The organism is Streptomyces sp. ICC4, assembly GCF_003287915.1.
GTDB lineage: Bacteria > Actinomycetota > Actinomycetes > Streptomycetales > Streptomycetaceae > Streptomyces > Streptomyces tritrimontium.
The window spans coordinates 1,834,276-1,849,296 of sequence record NZ_CP030286.1 but is presented as its reverse complement, the minus strand read 5'-3'; the positions used below and the strand labels follow the sequence as shown (position 1 = coordinate 1,849,296).

Here is a 15,021-nt window from a genome sequence, read left to right as displayed (position 1 = left end):
ATGACTGTCCTTGCGCACCGCACGACCGTGCCCGATCCCGGCGACGACCTGACCCGCGACGCCCTCGCGGTCCTCCAGCCCGGCTTCGAGGGCACCACCGCCCCCGCCTGGCTGCTGCGCCAGGTCTCCGAAGGCCTCACCTCCGTCGGCCTCTTCGGCCGCAACATCACCTCGCCCGAGCAGCTCGCCGCGCTGACCGCGCAGCTGCGCGCCGAGCGGGACGACGTCCTCGTCGCCATCGACGAGGAGGGCGGCGACGTCACGCGCCTGGAGGTCCGGGGCGGCTCGTCCTTCCCCGGCAACCTGGCGCTCGGCGCCGTGGACGACGTCGACCTGACCCGCGACGTCGCCCGCGAGCTGGGCCGCCGGCTCGCCGAGTGCGGGGTCAACCTCAACTGGGCCCCGTCCGCCGACGTCAACTCCAACCCCGACAACCCGGTCATCGGCGTACGGTCCTTCGGCGCCGACACCGGCCTCACCGCCCGGCACACCGCCGCGTACGTCGAAGGCCTGCAGGCCGCCGGCGTCGCCGCCTGCACCAAGCACTTCCCGGGCCACGGCGACACCAACGTCGACTCGCACCACGCGCTGCCCCGCATCGACGTGGACCTCGACACCCTGGCCGCGCGCGAGCTCGTACCGTTCCGCGCGGCCATCGAGGCCGGCACCAAGGCCGTCATGAGCGCGCACATCCTGGTGCCCGCCCTGGACCCGACCCGGCCGGCCACCCTGAGCCCGCAGATCCTGACCGGTCTGCTGCGCAAGGAGCTCGGCTACGACGGCCTCATCGTCACCGACGGCATGGAGATGCACGCCATCGCCGGGACGTACGGCATCGAGCGCGGCTCGGTGCTGGCCATCGCGGCCGGCGCCGACGCCATCTGCGTCGGTGGCGGGCTCGCCGACGAGGGCACCGTGCTGCGGCTGCGCGACGCGCTGGTCGCGGCCGTGCGCGAGGGCGCGCTGCCCGAGGAGCGGCTCGCCGAGGCCGCCGCCCGGGTCCGCTCGCTGGCCGAGTGGACCCGCCAGGTCCGTCAGGGTGCGCGGTCGGAGGGGAGCCGCGCGCCCGGCATCGGACTGGCGGCGGCCCGCCGTGCCGTGGTCGTGACGGGTTCGCCCGCCGCGGCCTCCCCGGTCAACGCCCCGTACGTCGCCACGCTCACCCCGGTCGCGAACATCGCGGTCGGCGACGAGACCCCGTGGGGGGTGGCCGGCGAGCTGGCCGCGCTGATCCCGGGCACCGAGTCGGGTGTGTACCCGCAGGGTTCGGCAGCGGCCGACGTCCTGGCGGCCGCGGGCAACCGCACGGTCGTCGCGGTGGTCCGCGACGCGCACCGCCACCCGTGGATGACCGAGGCCCTGGACGCGCTCGTCGCGGCGCGCCCGGAGACGATCGTGGTCGAGATGGGCCTGCCGCGGGCCGAGCCGCGCGGCGCCCTGCACATCGCCACGCACGGCGCCGCCCGGGTGTGCGGGCGCGCTGCCGCCGAGCTCATCGCCGGGGTGTAGCGGGCCCCTGGCGGGGCCACGCACGCGTGAAGGGCCGGGCCCCCGAGGGGGCCCGGCCCTTCACGCGTACCGGTACGTCTTACAGGCCCTGCCAGGCGGGCTTGTTGACGAACGCGTGGCGGAAGTAGTCCGCCAGCTTCAGCTTGGACGCCGCGGCCTCGTCCACGACGACCGTGGCGTGGCGGTGCAGCTGGAGCGCGGAGGCCGGCACGAGGGCGGACAGCGGGCCCTCGACGGTCTGCGCGACGGCCTCGGCCTTGCCCTCGCCGGTGGCCAGCAGGACCAGGTGGCGGGCGTCGAGGATGGTGCCGATGCCCTGGGTGATGACGTGGTGGGGCACCTGGTCTATGTCGTTGTCGAAGAAGCGTGCGTTGTCCACGCGGGTCTGCTCCGTCAGCGTCTTGATGCGGGTGCGGGAGGCGAGCGAGGAGCAGGGCTCGTTGAAGCCGATGTGCCCGTCCGTGCCGATGCCGAGCAGCTGCAGGTCGACGCCGCCGGCGGCGGCCAGGGCCTGGTCGTAGGCGTCGCACGCGGCGACGATGTCGGCGGCGGAGCCGTCGGGGCCGATGAAGGAGGCCTCGGACAGGCCCAGCGGCTCGACGACCTCGCGCAGGACGACGGCGCGGTAGGACTCGGGGTGCCCCGCGGGCAGGCCGACGTACTCGTCGAGCTGGCAGATGCGGGCCTTCGAGGCGTCGACCTTGCCCGCCTTGACCTGGGCGGCCAGGGCCTCGTAGATGGGCAGCGGGGTCGAGCCGGTCGCCACGCCGAGCAGGGCGTCGGGCTTGCGACGGACCAGGGCGGCCATGGCCTCCGCGATGAGCTCGCCGCCTGCCTTGGCGTCCGGGACGATGACAACTTCCACGCGGGGCCTGCCGATCTGGAGTGTGGTGACGTTGTGGTATAGACCAATCTAGCAGAGGTGGCGGCCCGTTGCCGGGTGTTCGCCCCCGTCCATCGTGGTCCGGATCCGCCGCCTCGGCCTCCCGGGGCCGGCCCGCCCGCGTTGTTCACCAGGACATCCACCTCCTCGGTGGCCAGCGGATGGGCCGCGTACGCCGCCCAGAGCGCCTGTGCGTCGCCCGGGACCCCCAGCTCCGCCCCTACCGCGAAGGCGCGGCCCCCGGCCGCCTCGATGGCGTCCACGGCCGCCCTCTCAGGAGTTCTCTCCCAGCTGGTCTACGACTCCACCTCCGGCGACCGCGTGGAACGCGATCCGGACCCCGCCGAGCTCGCCCTGATCACCGACGCCCGCGCCCGCCTGATCGAGGGGATCATCGCCGAGAGCGAGGACGAGACCCTCATGGACCGCTACCTCGGCGGCGAGGACATCGACCTCAAGACCCTCGTCGACGACCTTGAGCGGGCCGTCGCCCGCGGCACCTTCCACCCCGTCCTGATGGCCGCCCCCGCCGCCGAGGTAGCGGTCCATGAGGGTCTCGTCCTCGCTCTCGGCGATGATCCCCTCGATCAGGCGGGCGCGGGCGTCGGTGATCAGGGCGAGCTCGGCGGGGTCCGGATCGCGTTCCACGCGGTCGCCGGAGGTGTAGTCGTAGACGCGCTGGGAGAGCAGCCCGAGCAGGCCGGTGACCGGGGCGTGCCCGTCGGGTCCGGCGGGGCCGTGGAGGGGGAGGTAGAGGGGGCGGACGGCATCGGGGTCGTCGGCGCCGAAGGCGTCGCCGCAGACGGCGGTCATCTGCGTGTAGTCGGCGCGGGCGGCTTCCAGGTGGGTGACGACGATGGCGCGGGGCATGCCGACGGCGGCGCATTCGTCCCAGACCATGCGGGTGGCGCCGGACAGCCCGTCGCCGTCCTCGGCGGCCGAGACGACGAAGAGGGCGGCGTCGGCGGCGCGCAGCCCGGCCCGGAGCTCTCCGACGAAGTCGGCGTATCCGGGGGTGTCCAAAATGTTGATCTTGATTCCGGCCCACTCGACGGGGACCAGGGAGAGCTGGATCGAGCGCTGGCGGCGGTGCTCGATCTCGTCGTAGTCGGAGACCGTGGCGCCGTCCTCGACGCGCCCGGCCCGGTTGACGGCGCCGGCGGTCAGGGCCAGGGCCTCGACCAGGGTGGTCTTGCCGGATCCGCTGTGGCCGACCAGCACGACGTTCCGTACGGAGGCGGGGCGGTCGGCCGTCAGTGCCCTGCCGGCGGCCCCGGCTTGGTGTGATGTGGCTCCCATGGTGTTCGTGCCTCCCGGTTGGAGGGGAAATGGGGCCCTTCGAGCTTTGCACTGCCGTCACACTGCGTCCATACGTCGTACGGGAGCCGCTGTCCGGGAGGCGGCGAGGGGGCGCCGATGGCCGAAGAACGGCTTACGTGGTGTGAACCGGTGGGTGCGTGGCGTTGACGGGGCGAGGTGCTGGCTACGATGGGCCAGCCGGTGGCCGCAGTGGCCGTGCGGCCCAGCGACCCTCCGGGAAGGCCATGCTGAACAAGTACGCGCGTGCATTCTTCACGCGTGTTCTCACGCCATTCGCCGCTCTTCTGCTCCGGCTGGGAGTGAGTCCCGACGCGGTCACCCTCATCGGCACGGCCGGAGTGGTGGCGGGAGCGCTGGTCTTCTTCCCCATGGGCGAGTTCTTCTGGGGCACGATCACCATCACGCTCTTCGTCTTCTCCGACCTGGTGGACGGGAACATGGCCCGCCAGGCCGGCGTCTCCAGCCGGTGGGGCGCCTTCCTCGACTCCACCCTCGACCGGGTGGCGGACGCGGCGATCTTCGGCGGGCTCGCGCTCTGGTACGCGGGCTCCGGGAACAACAACGCCCTGTGCGCCGTCGCGATCTTCTGCCTGGCCAGCGGCCAGGTGGTGTCCTACACCAAGGCCCGCGGCGAGTCGATCGGGCTGCCGGTCGCCGTGAACGGGCTCATCGAGCGCGCCGAACGCCTCGTGATCACGCTGGTCGCGGCAGGCCTGTCCGGCCTGGCGACCTTCGGGGCGCCCTCGTGGCTCGGGCTGCTCCTGCCGATCGCGCTGTGGGTGGTCGCGGCGGGCTCGCTCGTGACACTGATCCAGCGCGTGGTGACCGTACGGCGCGAGTCGGCGGAAGCCGACGCGGCGGCCGCGGCCGCCACCGCTTCGGAAACCCCTTCGGAAACCCCTTCGGAAAGCGGAACGGCCTGATGGGCAAGGCACAGGACAAGCTGGTCGACGGGCTGTACGGGCTCGGCTGGGCCGGGGTCAAGAAGCTGCCCGAACCGGCCGCGACCGCCCTCGGCCGGCGGATCGCGGACTACGTCTGGAAGCGGCGCGGCAAGAGCGTGCTGCGGCTGGAGTCGAATCTCGCCAGGGTGGTGCCGGACGCGGGCCCGGAGCGGCTGCGCGAGCTGTCGCACGCGGGCATGCGCTCGTACATGCGGTACTGGATGGAGTCCTTCCGGCTGCCGACGATGGCCAAGGAGCGGTTCAGCTCCGACGTGGACATGAAGGACGACCACATCCTGCGCGAGGCGCTGGCCACCGGGCGCGGAGTCGTGGTCGCCCTGCCGCACCTGGCCAACTGGGACCTCGCGGGCGCCTGGGCCGTCACCCACATCGGCGTCCCGTTCACCACCGTCGCCGAGCGGCTCAAACCGGAGACCCTCTACGACCGCTTCGTCGCCTACCGCGAGAGCCTGGGCATGGAGGTGCTCCCGCACAACGGCGGCGCCGCGTTCGGCACGCTCGCGCGCCGGCTGCGCTCGGGCGGCCTGGTCTGCCTGGTCGCCGACCGCGACCTGTCGGCGTCCGGCGTGGAGGTGGACTTCTTCGGTTCGGCGACGCGCATGCCGGCCGGGCCGGCGCTGCTGGCGCAGCAGACGGGCGCGGTCCTGCTGCCCGCCACCCTGTACTACGGGGAGTCGCCGCAGATGTACGGCCGGATCCACTCCCCGGTGGAGGTGCCCGCCACCGGCACCCGGCAGGAGAAGACGGCCGCCATGACACAGGCGCTCGCCGACGCCTTCGCGCAGGGGATCGCCGAACACCCGGAGGACTGGCACATGCTCCAGCGATTGTGGCTCGAGGACCTGGAGGAGCGCTCCGCGTGAAGATCGGCATCGTGTGCCCCTACTCGTGGGACGTGCCGGGCGGCGTCCAGTTCCACATCCGGGACCTGGCGGAACACCTGATCGGCCTCGGCCACCAGGTGTCCGTGCTGGCCCCGGCGGACGACGAGATCCCGCTGCCCCCCTACGTGGTCTCGGCGGGGCGGGCGGTGCCGGTGCCGTACAACGGGTCGGTCGCCCGGCTGAACTTCGGCTTCCTGTCGGCGGCCCGGGTGCGGCGCTGGCTGCACGACGGGGTCTTCGACGTGGTCCACATCCACGAGCCGACCGCCCCGTCGCTGGGCCTGCTGACCTGCTGGGCGGCGCAGGGGCCGATCGTGGCCACCTTCCACACCTCCAACCCGCGCTCCCGGGCGATGCTGGCCGCGTACCCGATCCTCCAGCCGGCGCTGGAGAAGATCAGCGCGCGGATCGCGGTGAGCGAGTACGCGCGGCGCACGCTGGTGGAGCACCTCGGCGGGGACGCGGTGGTCATCCCCAACGGCGTGGACGTCGACTTCTTCGCCAAGGCCGACCCGAATCCGGACTGGTCCGGCCAGACCCTCGGCTTCATCGGCCGGATCGACGAGCCGCGCAAGGGCCTGCCGGTCCTGATGGCAGCCTTCCCCCGCATCGTGGAGGAGTGCCCGGACGTACGCCTCCTCGTGGCGGGCCGCGGCGACGAGGAGGAGGCGGTCGCCTCCCTCCCGGCGGACCTCCGCTCCCGCGTCGAGTTCCTCGGCATGGTCTCGGACGAGGACAAGGCGCGGCTGCTGCGCAGCGTCGACGTGTACGTGGCACCGAACACCGGCGGCGAGAGCTTCGGCATCATCCTGGTCGAGGCGCTGTCCGCCGGGGCGGCGGTCCTCGCGGCCGACCTGGACGCCTTCGCCCAGGTCCTGGACCAGGGCGCGGCGGGGGAGCTGTTCACGAACGAGGACCCCGCGTCCCTGGCGCGCTCGGCGATCGCCCTCCTGCGGGACCCCGGGCGCCGCGCGGAACTGAGCGCCCGCGGCGCGGCGCACGTGCGCCGCTTCGACTGGTCGACGGTCGCGGCGGACATCCTGGCGGTCTACGAAACGGTGACGGACGGCGCGGCGGCGGTGGCCACGGACGAACGCGTCTCCCTCCGCACCCGCCTGGGCCTCTCCCGCGACGCATAGCCCCACCGCGGCGAAAGGTAGAGTCGCCGCCCGTGATCGAAACCCTTGTCTGGATTGCCCTCGTGCTCGGCCTCGTCGGGGTCTACCTCAGTTGGACCGCCGGGCGGCTCGACCGGCTGCATTCGCGGATGGACGCCGCGCGGGCCGGGCTCGACGCGCAGCTCGTGCGGCGGGCCTCCGTGGTGCTGGAGGTCGCCACCTCCGGGGTGCTCGACCCGGCCTCCGCCCTCGTGCTCTACGAGGCCGCGCACGCCGCCCGGCAGGCCGAGGAGGAGCACCGCGAGGTCGCCGAGAGCGAGCTCAGCCAGGCGCTGCGCGCGGTGTTCGCCGACGCCGGGCAGGTGGACGCGCTCAAGGCCGCCCCGGGTGGGGCGGAGGCCACGGAGGAGCTCGCGGCGGCGGTCCGCCGGGTGCCCATGGCGCGGCGGTTCCTCAACGACGCCGTGCGCGCGGCCCGCGCGCTGCGCCGCCACCGCAAGGTCCGCTGGTTCCGGCTGGCGGGCCACGCGCCCTTCCCGTTGGCCTTCGAGATGGACGACGAGCCTCCGGCGGATCTGGCGGAACGGCCTTAACTTGTACCCAATGGCCAAATCGCGAGGAGCCACCGGCTGCACATTGGCCCTTGCAGTGGACTGGTCGACAGGGTTTCCTCGGTCAAGTACCACCAGGTCACCAGTACCGCCTGAATTTTCCTTTCGAGTGAGGTCAATCCGTGAGCACGCTTCCCTCCACCCCGCAGTCCGCTGAGTCGGCGATCGGCACCTCGCGCGTCAAGCGCGGCATGGCCGAGCAGCTCAAGGGCGGCGTGATCATGGACGTGGTCAACGCCGAGCAGGCGAAGATCGCCGAGGACGCCGGCGCCGTGGCCGTCATGGCCCTGGAGCGGGTTCCGGCCGACATCCGCAAGGACGGCGGCGTCGCCCGGATGTCCGACCCGAACATGATCGAAGAGATCATCGAGGCCGTCTCCATCCCGGTCATGGCCAAGTCCCGCATCGGCCACTTCGTCGAGGCCCAGGTGCTGCAGTCCCTCGGCGTCGACTACATCGACGAGTCCGAGGTCCTGACCCCGGCCGACGAGGTCAACCACTCCGACAAGTGGGCGTACACCACCCCCTTCGTCTGTGGCGCCACCAACCTGGGCGAGGCCCTGCGCCGCATCGCCGAGGGCGCGGCCATGATCCGCTCGAAGGGCGAGGCCGGCACCGGCAACGTGGTCGAGGCCGTCCGCCACCTGCGTCAGATCAAGAACGAGATCGCCCGCCTGCGCGGCTACGACAACAACGAGCTGTTCGCCGCCGCCAAGGAGCTGCGCGCGCCGTACGAGCTGGTCAAGGAAGTCGCCGAGCTCGGCAAGCTCCCGGTCGTGCTGTTCTCCGCCGGTGGCGTCGCCACCCCGGCCGACGCCGCGCTGATGCGCCAGCTCGGTGCCGAGGGCGTCTTCGTCGGCTCCGGCATCTTCAAGTCGGGCGACCCGGCCAAGCGCGCCGCCGCCATCGTGAAGGCCACCACCTTCTACGACGACCCGAAGATCATCGCGGACGCCTCCCGCAACCTGGGCGAGGCCATGGTCGGCATCAACTGCGACACCCTCCCCGAGTCCGAGCGCTACGCCAACCGCGGCTGGTAGTCATCACCATGACCACCCCCGTGATTGGTGTCCTGGCACTCCAGGGCGACGTACGGGAGCACCTGATCGCCCTGGCCTCGGCTGACGCCGTGGCCAGGCCGGTCCGGCGCCCCGAGGAGCTCGCCGAGGTCGACGCCCTGGTGATCCCCGGCGGCGAGTCCACGACCATGTCGAAGCTCGCCGTGCTGTTCGGCATGCTGGAGCCGCTGCGCGAGCGCGTGCGGGCCGGGATGCCGGTCTACGGCACCTGCGCCGGCATGATCATGCTCGCCGACAAGCTCCTGGACGGCCGTGAGGACCAGGAGACCCTGGGCGGCATCGACATGATCGTGCGCCGCAACGCCTTCGGTCGGCAGAACGAGTCCTTCGAGGCGCAGGTCGACTTCGCCGGCATCGAGGGCGGCCCGGTGGAGGGCGTCTTCATCCGCGCCCCCTGGGTCGAGTCCGTCGGCGCCACCGCCGAGGTGCTTGCCACGTACGACGGCCACACGGTCGCCGTGCGGCAGGGCAATGTGCTCGCCACCTCGTTCCACCCCGAGCTGACGGGTGACGACCGGGTCCACGCGTACTTCGTCGACATGGTGCGCGCGGGGCTGTAATGGTGTCCCGGTAGGATCTGAGGCGAACACTGTTGGTGACGCGAAGGAGACAGGCAGATGTCCGGCCACTCTAAATGGGCTACGACGAAGCACAAGAAGGCCGTGGTTGACGCCAAGCGCGGCAAGCTCTTCGCGAAGCTGATCAAGAACATCGAAGTCGCGGCCCGCATGGGCGGTGCCGACATCGACGGCAACCCGACCCTCTTCGACGCCATCCAGAAGGCGAAGAAGAGCTCGGTCCCGAACAAGAACATCGACTCCGCGGTCAAGCGCGGCGGCGGCCTCGAGGCCGGCGGCGCCGACTACGAGACGATCATGTACGAAGGCTACGGACCGAACGGCGTCGCGGTGCTCATCGAGTGCCTCACCGACAACCGCAACCGTGCCGCGTCCGACGTGCGTGTCGCCATGACCCGCAACGGCGGCTCGATGGCCGACCCGGGCTCGGTCTCGTACCTGTTCAACCGCAAGGGCGTCGTGCTCCTGCCCAAGGGCGAGCTCTCCGAGGACGACGTCCTGGAGACGGTGCTCGAGGCGGGTGCCGAAGAGGTCAACGACCTCGGCGACAGCTTCGAGATCATCAGCGAGGCCACCGACATGGTCGGGGTCCGCACCGCGCTCCAGGAGGCGGGCATCGACTACGACTCGGCCGACTCCAACTTCCTGCCGACCATGCAGGTCGAGCTCGACGAGGAGGGCGCGCGCAAGATCTTCAAGCTGATCGACGCGCTCGAGGACAGCGACGACGTGCAGAACGTCTTCGCCAACTTCGACGTCTCGGACGAGGTCATGGAGAAGGTCGACGCCTGACCGGCGCAGACCGCTCACAGCGTGGAGCAGCGGGCCGACGGGGGACACACCCCGTCGGCCCGCTGCGTTGTCAGAGGCAGCCATTAGTCTGGCGACCGCAACCATCGATCGAGCAGCCACGACGGCGAGGCGCCACCTCCGCGAGAGCGGCGGCGGCCTCGCCGCACAGGGGGAAGGGGGCGGGGTGCGCGTACTCGGCGTTGACCCGGGGCTGACCCGGTGCGGTGTCGGCGTGGTCGAGGGGGTGGCCGGCCGCCCCCTGATGATGCTGGGTGTCGGGGTCGTACGGACTCCCGCGGACGCGGAGTTGGGCCTGCGCCTCGTCGCCATCGAGCAGGGCATCGAGGAGTGGCTGGACGAGTACCGGCCCGAAGTCGTCGCAGTGGAGCGGGTGTTCAGCCAGCACAACGTCAGCACGGTGATGGGCACGGCCCAGGCCAGCGCCGTGGCGATGCTGTGCGCCGCCCGGCGCGGACTGCCGGTCGCCCTGCACACGCCGAGCGAGGTCAAGGCCGCCGTCACCGGCAGCGGCCGCGCGGACAAGGCGCAGGTCGGAGCCATGGTGACCCGGCTGCTTCGGCTGTCCGCCCCGCCCAAGCCCGCCGACGCGGCGGACGCGCTGGCCCTCGCCATCTGTCACATCTGGCGGGCCCCCGCCCAGAACCGCCTCCAGCAGGCGGTCGCCCAGCATGCCACCGCCCTGAAAGGCCGCACCTCATGATCGCCTTCGTCAGCGGCCCCGTCGCCGCGCTCGCCCCCACCCTGGCCGTGATCGAGGTCGGGGGAGTGGGCATGGCCGTCCACTGCACGCCCGGCACCATCGCCGGCCTGCGCGCGGGGGAGACGGCCCGGCTGGCGACCTCCCTGGTCGTGCGCGAGGACTCGCTCACGCTGTACGGCTTCGCCGACGACGACGAGCGCCAGGTCTTCGAGCTCCTCCAGACGGCGAGCGGGGTCGGCCCGAAGCTCGCGCAGGCGATGCTCGCCGCGCACAGCCCGGACGCGCTGCGCGTCGCCGTCTCGGTGGGGGACGAGAAGGCGCTGATGGCCGTCTCCGGCATCGGGAAGAAGGGCGCGCAGAAGCTGCTGCTGGACCTGAAGGACAAGCTGGGCGCGCCGCTGGGGTCGAGCGGGATGGTCGGCGCGCAGCGCGCGGCGGCGGTTGGTCCGGCGGCGTGGTCCGAGCAGTTGTCCGCGGCGCTGATCGGGCTGGGGTACGCCTCCCGGGACGCGGAGGAGGCCGTTTCGGCGGTGACGCCGCAGGCGGAGGCGGCGATTGCCGCCGGCGGGTCGGCCCCGGTTCCGCAGCTGCTGCGCGCCGCCTTGCAGTCCCTGAACCGGGCCCGGTGACGCCGGTGCGGCGCCGCTGCCGGGGGCCGGCCCCCGGCAGCGGCGCCTCAAGCGCCGGCGGGGCTGAAGGATCGCCTCAAACGCCGGCGGGGCTGCAAGATCGCCTCAAGCGCCGGCGGGGCTGAAGGATCGCCTCAAGCGTCGGCGGGGCTGCAAGATCGCCTCAAGCGTCGGCGGGGCTTGATTTTCGCCGGCGGGGCTGGATTTTGGCCGACGGCGGCGCGCACGTGCGCGCAGCGCATCCGGTGTGACGGCCCGCGCACAGACCACCGCACGACCGAGAAAGCAGACTGACACCGTGAACTGGGATGACGAGAGCGACGACCGGATCGTCGCGGCGGCGGCGGACGGCGAGGACACCGCCGTCGAGGCCGCGCTGCGGCCCAAGGACCTCGGCGAGTTCGTCGGCCAGGAGAAGGTCCGCCAGCAACTGGACCTGGTCCTCAAGGCGGCCCGCCAGCGCGGTGCCACCGCCGACCACGTGCTGCTGTCCGGCGCCCCGGGGCTGGGCAAGACCACCCTGTCCATGATCATCGCCGCCGAGATGGGCGCGCCCATCCGGATCACCTCCGGCCCCGCCATCCAGCACGCCGGCGACCTGGCCGCGATCCTCTCCTCCCTCCAGGAGGGCGAGGTCCTCTTCCTCGACGAGATCCACCGCATGTCCCGGCCCGCCGAGGAGATGCTGTACATGGCCATGGAGGACTTCCGGGTCGACGTGATCGTGGGCAAGGGGCCCGGCGCGACCGCCATTCCGCTGGAGCTGCCCCCGTTCACCCTGGTCGGCGCCACCACCCGGGCCGGTCTGCTGCCCCCGCCGCTGCGCGACCGCTTCGGCTTCACCGGCCACATGGAGTTCTACGCCCCCGAGGAGCTGGAGCGCGTCATCCACCGCTCCGCGCGCCTCCTGGACGTGGAGATCGACACCGCCGGCGCCGCCGAGATCGCCGGGCGCTCCCGCGGCACCCCGCGCATCGCCAACCGGCTGCTGCGCCGCGTCCGTGACTACGCCCAGGTCAGGGCCGACGGCGTGATCAACCGCGAGGTCGCCGGTACCGCCCTGAAGGTCTACGAGGTGGACGAGCGCGGGCTCGACCGCCTCGACCGGGCCGTCCTGGAGGCGCTCCTCAAGCTCTTCGGCGGCGGACCCGTCGGCCTGTCGACGCTCGCCGTGGCCGTCGGCGAGGAGCGCGAGACGGTGGAAGAGGTGGCCGAGCCGTTCCTCGTACGGGAGGGGCTTTTGGCCAGGACCCCGCGGGGGCGGGTCGCGACCCCGGCCGCATGGGCCCACCTGGGACTTGTCCCGCCGCAGCAGAGCGGGAGCGGATCAAGCGGACAACAGGGCCTGTTCAGGGCCTGACGGCGAGGAGGATGGCCCCACCAGGAACTGCGGTGACATGCTGGGCGTTGTTCCATCGGTGCGGACTCGCCTAGACTCCGCCGATGCCGACCCTTACGGTCGGCGTACCCACCCCCCGTAGAAAAGGCCGCCTTCTCGTGCGGTCGATGCGAAGGACCTGCGTCCCGTGACGAATATCTACTCTCTCCTCCCGTTCTTGCTGATCATCGGGGCGATGTTCCTGCTGACCCGCAGCCAGAAGAAGAAGCAGCAGCAGGCCGTGAAGATGCGCGACCAGCTGACGCCCGGCACCGGTGTCCGCACCATCGGCGGCATGTACGCCACGGTGAAGGAGATCGGTGACGACACCGTCACGCTCGAGGTGGCTCCCGGCGTCCACGCGATCTACGCGAAGAACGCCATCGGCGCTGTCCTGGAGGACGAGGAGTACAACCGCATCGTCCACGGCATCACCGATGATCTGACGATCGACGCGCCGGTCGTCCCGGACGACGCGTCCTCCCTCACCGACGACGAGGCTCCCAAGCTCGACCTGGGCAAGAAGGACGAGCCCAAGGCCGACGAGGCGAAGGCGCCCGAGGGCGACGAGCCCAAGGACGGCAAGGCCGACGGCGAGGCCGGCGCGAAGTAGCGCCCGGCCGGGGGCCGCGAAGGGCGCCTGACCGGCGGCCGCGCGGTCCCCGCCTGTGACACTTCTGCGGGGGGCAGGGGTCCCCACACACATTTCGTGGCCGTCCGCGCGCTGACCCGGCGCAGGACGGTTGGACAGGGAGATACGACAAGGTGGCAGCACCGAAGAAGGGCCGGCGGCCCACGGGGGCTCAGGGGAGGCCGGGGCGTTCCCTGGCCATCATCCTGATCGCGATGGTGGCGCTCACCGCGGGGATGTTCCTCACGAAGCAGACGACGCCGCGCCTCGGCATCGACCTCGCCGGCGGTACGAGCATCACGCTCAAGGCCAAGAGCGAGCCCGGCAAAGAGAGCGCCGTCAACGAGACCAACATGAACACGGCGGTCGGCATCATCGAGCGCCGCGTCAACGGTCTCGGCGTCTCTGAAGCCGAGGTCCAGACGCAGGGCAAAGACCACATCATCGTGAACATCCCCAAGGGGACGAACGAGCAGCAGGCGCGCGAGCAGGTCGGTACCACCGCCCAGCTCTTCTTCCGCCCGGTGCTCGCGGTGGCGGACGGCGCCCCGATCGTTCCCGAGGCGAACGCGAGCGGTTCTCCGAGCCCCTCCGCCAGCGGCTCCGGGTCTCCGTCGGCCGGTGCGCCCACCCCGTCGTCCAGCGCCACTTCCCAGGGCCGTGCGCTCAGTGAGGCCCTCAAGGCCCCGAACGCCCCCTCTCCCTCGCCCTCGGCGAGCGAGTCGAAGAAGGCAGACGACAAGGCCACCCCGTCCACGTCGCCGTCCGCGCCGACCGCCGACGAGGCGGCCGCCGCCGACCTGCAGGCGAAGTTCGCCGCGCTGGACTGCAGCAACGAGGCGCAGCGCGCCGCCGTCAGCAAGAACGTCAAGCCCGAGGACCCGACGCTCGCCTGTGGCAAGCGCGGCGACGCCTGGGGCAAGTGGGTACTCGGCCCGGCGCAGGTCAACGGCCAGGACGTGAAGGACGCCAAGGGCGTCATCGACCCGCAGCGCGGCATGTGGATCGTCACGATGCAGTTCACGGACAAGGGCGCCGACAAGTTCGCCAAGATCACCGGTGAGCTGGCGGCCAAGCAGTCCCCGCAGAACCAGTTCGCGATCGTGCTCGACGGCGAGGTCATCTCCGACCCGTCCGTCAGCCAGGCGCTGACCGGCGGCAACGCCGAGATCTCCGGCGGCTTCACCCAGCAGTCCGCGATGGACCTGGGCAACATGCTCTCGTACGGCGCCCTGCCGCTGTCCTTCCAGGAGGACAGCGTCACCACCGTCACCGCCGCGCTCGGCGGCGAGCAGCTGAAGGCCGGCCTCATCGCCGGCGCCATCGGCCTCGCCCTCGTCGTGATCTACCTGCTGGCGTACTACCGGGGCCTGGCGTTCGTCGCCATCATCAGCCTCATGGTCTCCGGCGTCCTGACCTACACGATCATGGCGCTGCTCGGAAAGGGCATCGGCTTCGCGCTGAACCTGCCGGCCGTCTGCGGTGCGATCGTCGCGATCGGCATCACCGCGGACTCGTTCATCGTGTACTTCGAACGCATCCGCGACGAGATCCGCGAGGGCCGCACCCTGCGTCCGGCCGTCGAGCGTGCCTGGCCGCGTGCCCGGCGCACCATCCTGGTCTCCGACTTCGTGTCGTTCCTGGCCGCCGCGGTGCTGTTCATCGTCACCGTCGGCAAGGTGCAGGGCTTCGCCTTCACCCTGGGTCTGACCACCCTGCTCGACGTGGTCGTGGTGTTCCTCTTCACCAAGCCCGTCATGACGCTGCTGGCCCGTACGCAGTTCTTCTCCAGCGGTCACCCGTGGTCCGGGCTGGACCCGAAGCGACTGGGCGCGAAGCCGCCGCTGCGACGCTCGCGTCGTACCGGCTCCGACGCGGCCGCCGCGACCGCCTCCGTTCCCGTCGACGCAAAGGAGGCGTGAG

General features: G+C 71.8%; 14 protein-coding genes and 3 pseudogenes. 14 read left to right on the top strand and 3 right to left on the bottom strand.

The window, feature by feature from the left end; translation table 11 throughout:
• A complete protein-coding gene (locus DRB89_RS08400; protein ID WP_112447800.1) occupies positions 1-1,509 on the top strand; it encodes a glycoside hydrolase family 3 protein in 1,509 nt (502 codons plus the stop codon).
• 79 nt (positions 1,510-1,588) lie between these two features.
• On the opposite strand, the gene nagB is transcribed toward DRB89_RS08400, so the two are convergent.
• A complete protein-coding gene (gene nagB, locus DRB89_RS08395; RefSeq protein WP_112447801.1) occupies positions 1,589-2,374 on the bottom strand; it encodes a glucosamine-6-phosphate deaminase in 786 nt (261 codons plus the stop codon).
• Positions 2,375-2,508: 134 nt separating this feature from the next.
• Positions 2,509-2,655: pseudogene (locus DRB89_RS44345) on the bottom strand (short-chain dehydrogenase); the annotation flags it as partial.
• Positions 2,656-2,662: 7 nt separating this feature from the next.
• Between DRB89_RS44345 and DRB89_RS44340 the strand changes: the two are divergent.
• A pseudogene (locus DRB89_RS44340) lies at positions 2,663-2,929 on the top strand (elongation factor G-like protein EF-G2); the annotation flags it as partial.
• On the opposite strand, the pseudogene DRB89_RS08380 reads toward DRB89_RS44340, so the two are convergent.
• Positions 2,927-3,691: pseudogene (locus DRB89_RS08380) on the bottom strand (GTP-binding protein); the annotation flags it as partial. The pseudogenes DRB89_RS44340 and DRB89_RS08380 overlap by 3 nt on opposite strands.
• Before the next feature lie 245 nt (positions 3,692-3,936).
• Here DRB89_RS08380 and pgsA point away from each other — a divergent pair.
• From pgsA to secD, 12 genes are all read left to right on the top strand, one after another.
• Positions 3,937-4,635, top strand: a complete 699-nt coding sequence (gene pgsA / locus DRB89_RS08375; RefSeq protein WP_112446773.1) for a phosphatidylinositol phosphate synthase — start codon at positions 3,937-3,939, stop codon at positions 4,633-4,635.
• Complete coding sequence (locus DRB89_RS08370) at positions 4,635-5,540, top strand: phosphatidylinositol mannoside acyltransferase (RefSeq protein ID WP_112446774.1); 906 nt, start codon at positions 4,635-4,637, stop codon at positions 5,538-5,540. Before pgsA ends, DRB89_RS08370 begins: the two co-directional genes overlap by 1 nt.
• A complete protein-coding gene (locus tag DRB89_RS08365) occupies positions 5,537-6,700 on the top strand; it encodes a glycosyltransferase family 4 protein (protein ID WP_112446775.1) in 1,164 nt (387 codons plus the stop codon). Before DRB89_RS08370 ends, DRB89_RS08365 begins: the two co-directional genes overlap by 4 nt.
• Before the next feature lie 32 nt (positions 6,701-6,732).
• On the top strand, positions 6,733-7,272 hold the full coding sequence (locus DRB89_RS08360; protein ID WP_112446776.1) for a hypothetical protein: 540 nt from the start codon (positions 6,733-6,735) through the stop codon (positions 7,270-7,272).
• 140 nt (positions 7,273-7,412) lie between these two features.
• Positions 7,413-8,330: a pyridoxal 5'-phosphate synthase lyase subunit PdxS gene (pdxS, locus tag DRB89_RS08355; protein ID WP_112446777.1), complete on the top strand. Its 918-nt coding sequence runs from the start codon at positions 7,413-7,415 to the stop codon at positions 8,328-8,330.
• Between the two features lie 8 nt (positions 8,331-8,338).
• Positions 8,339-8,929, top strand: a complete 591-nt coding sequence (gene pdxT, locus DRB89_RS08350) for a pyridoxal 5'-phosphate synthase glutaminase subunit PdxT (protein WP_112446778.1) — start codon at positions 8,339-8,341, stop codon at positions 8,927-8,929.
• Between the two features lie 57 nt (positions 8,930-8,986).
• Positions 8,987-9,739: a YebC/PmpR family DNA-binding transcriptional regulator gene (locus DRB89_RS08345; protein ID WP_112446779.1), complete on the top strand. Its 753-nt coding sequence runs from the start codon at positions 8,987-8,989 to the stop codon at positions 9,737-9,739.
• A gap of 184 nt (positions 9,740-9,923) precedes the next feature.
• The gene (gene ruvC, locus DRB89_RS08340) at positions 9,924-10,460 is read left to right on the top strand and encodes a crossover junction endodeoxyribonuclease RuvC (RefSeq protein ID WP_112446780.1); all 537 of its coding nucleotides are present in this window, start codon (positions 9,924-9,926) and stop codon (positions 10,458-10,460) included.
• Positions 10,457-11,089 (top strand): Holliday junction branch migration protein RuvA, encoded by a 633-nt coding sequence (ruvA, locus tag DRB89_RS08335; RefSeq protein WP_112446781.1) that lies wholly within the window; start codon positions 10,457-10,459, stop codon positions 11,087-11,089. Before ruvC ends, ruvA begins: the two co-directional genes overlap by 4 nt.
• Before the next feature lie 298 nt (positions 11,090-11,387).
• Positions 11,388-12,449 (top strand): Holliday junction branch migration DNA helicase RuvB, encoded by a 1,062-nt coding sequence (gene ruvB / locus DRB89_RS08330; protein ID WP_112446782.1) that lies wholly within the window; start codon positions 11,388-11,390, stop codon positions 12,447-12,449.
• Between the two features lie 166 nt (positions 12,450-12,615).
• Positions 12,616-13,080, top strand: coding sequence for a preprotein translocase subunit YajC (gene yajC, locus DRB89_RS08325; protein WP_275431881.1), 465 nt, complete (start codon positions 12,616-12,618; stop codon positions 13,078-13,080).
• A gap of 152 nt (positions 13,081-13,232) precedes the next feature.
• Complete coding sequence (gene secD, locus DRB89_RS08320) at positions 13,233-15,020, top strand: protein translocase subunit SecD (RefSeq protein WP_112446784.1); 1,788 nt, start codon at positions 13,233-13,235, stop codon at positions 15,018-15,020.
• Position 15,021 lies beyond the last annotated feature (1 nt).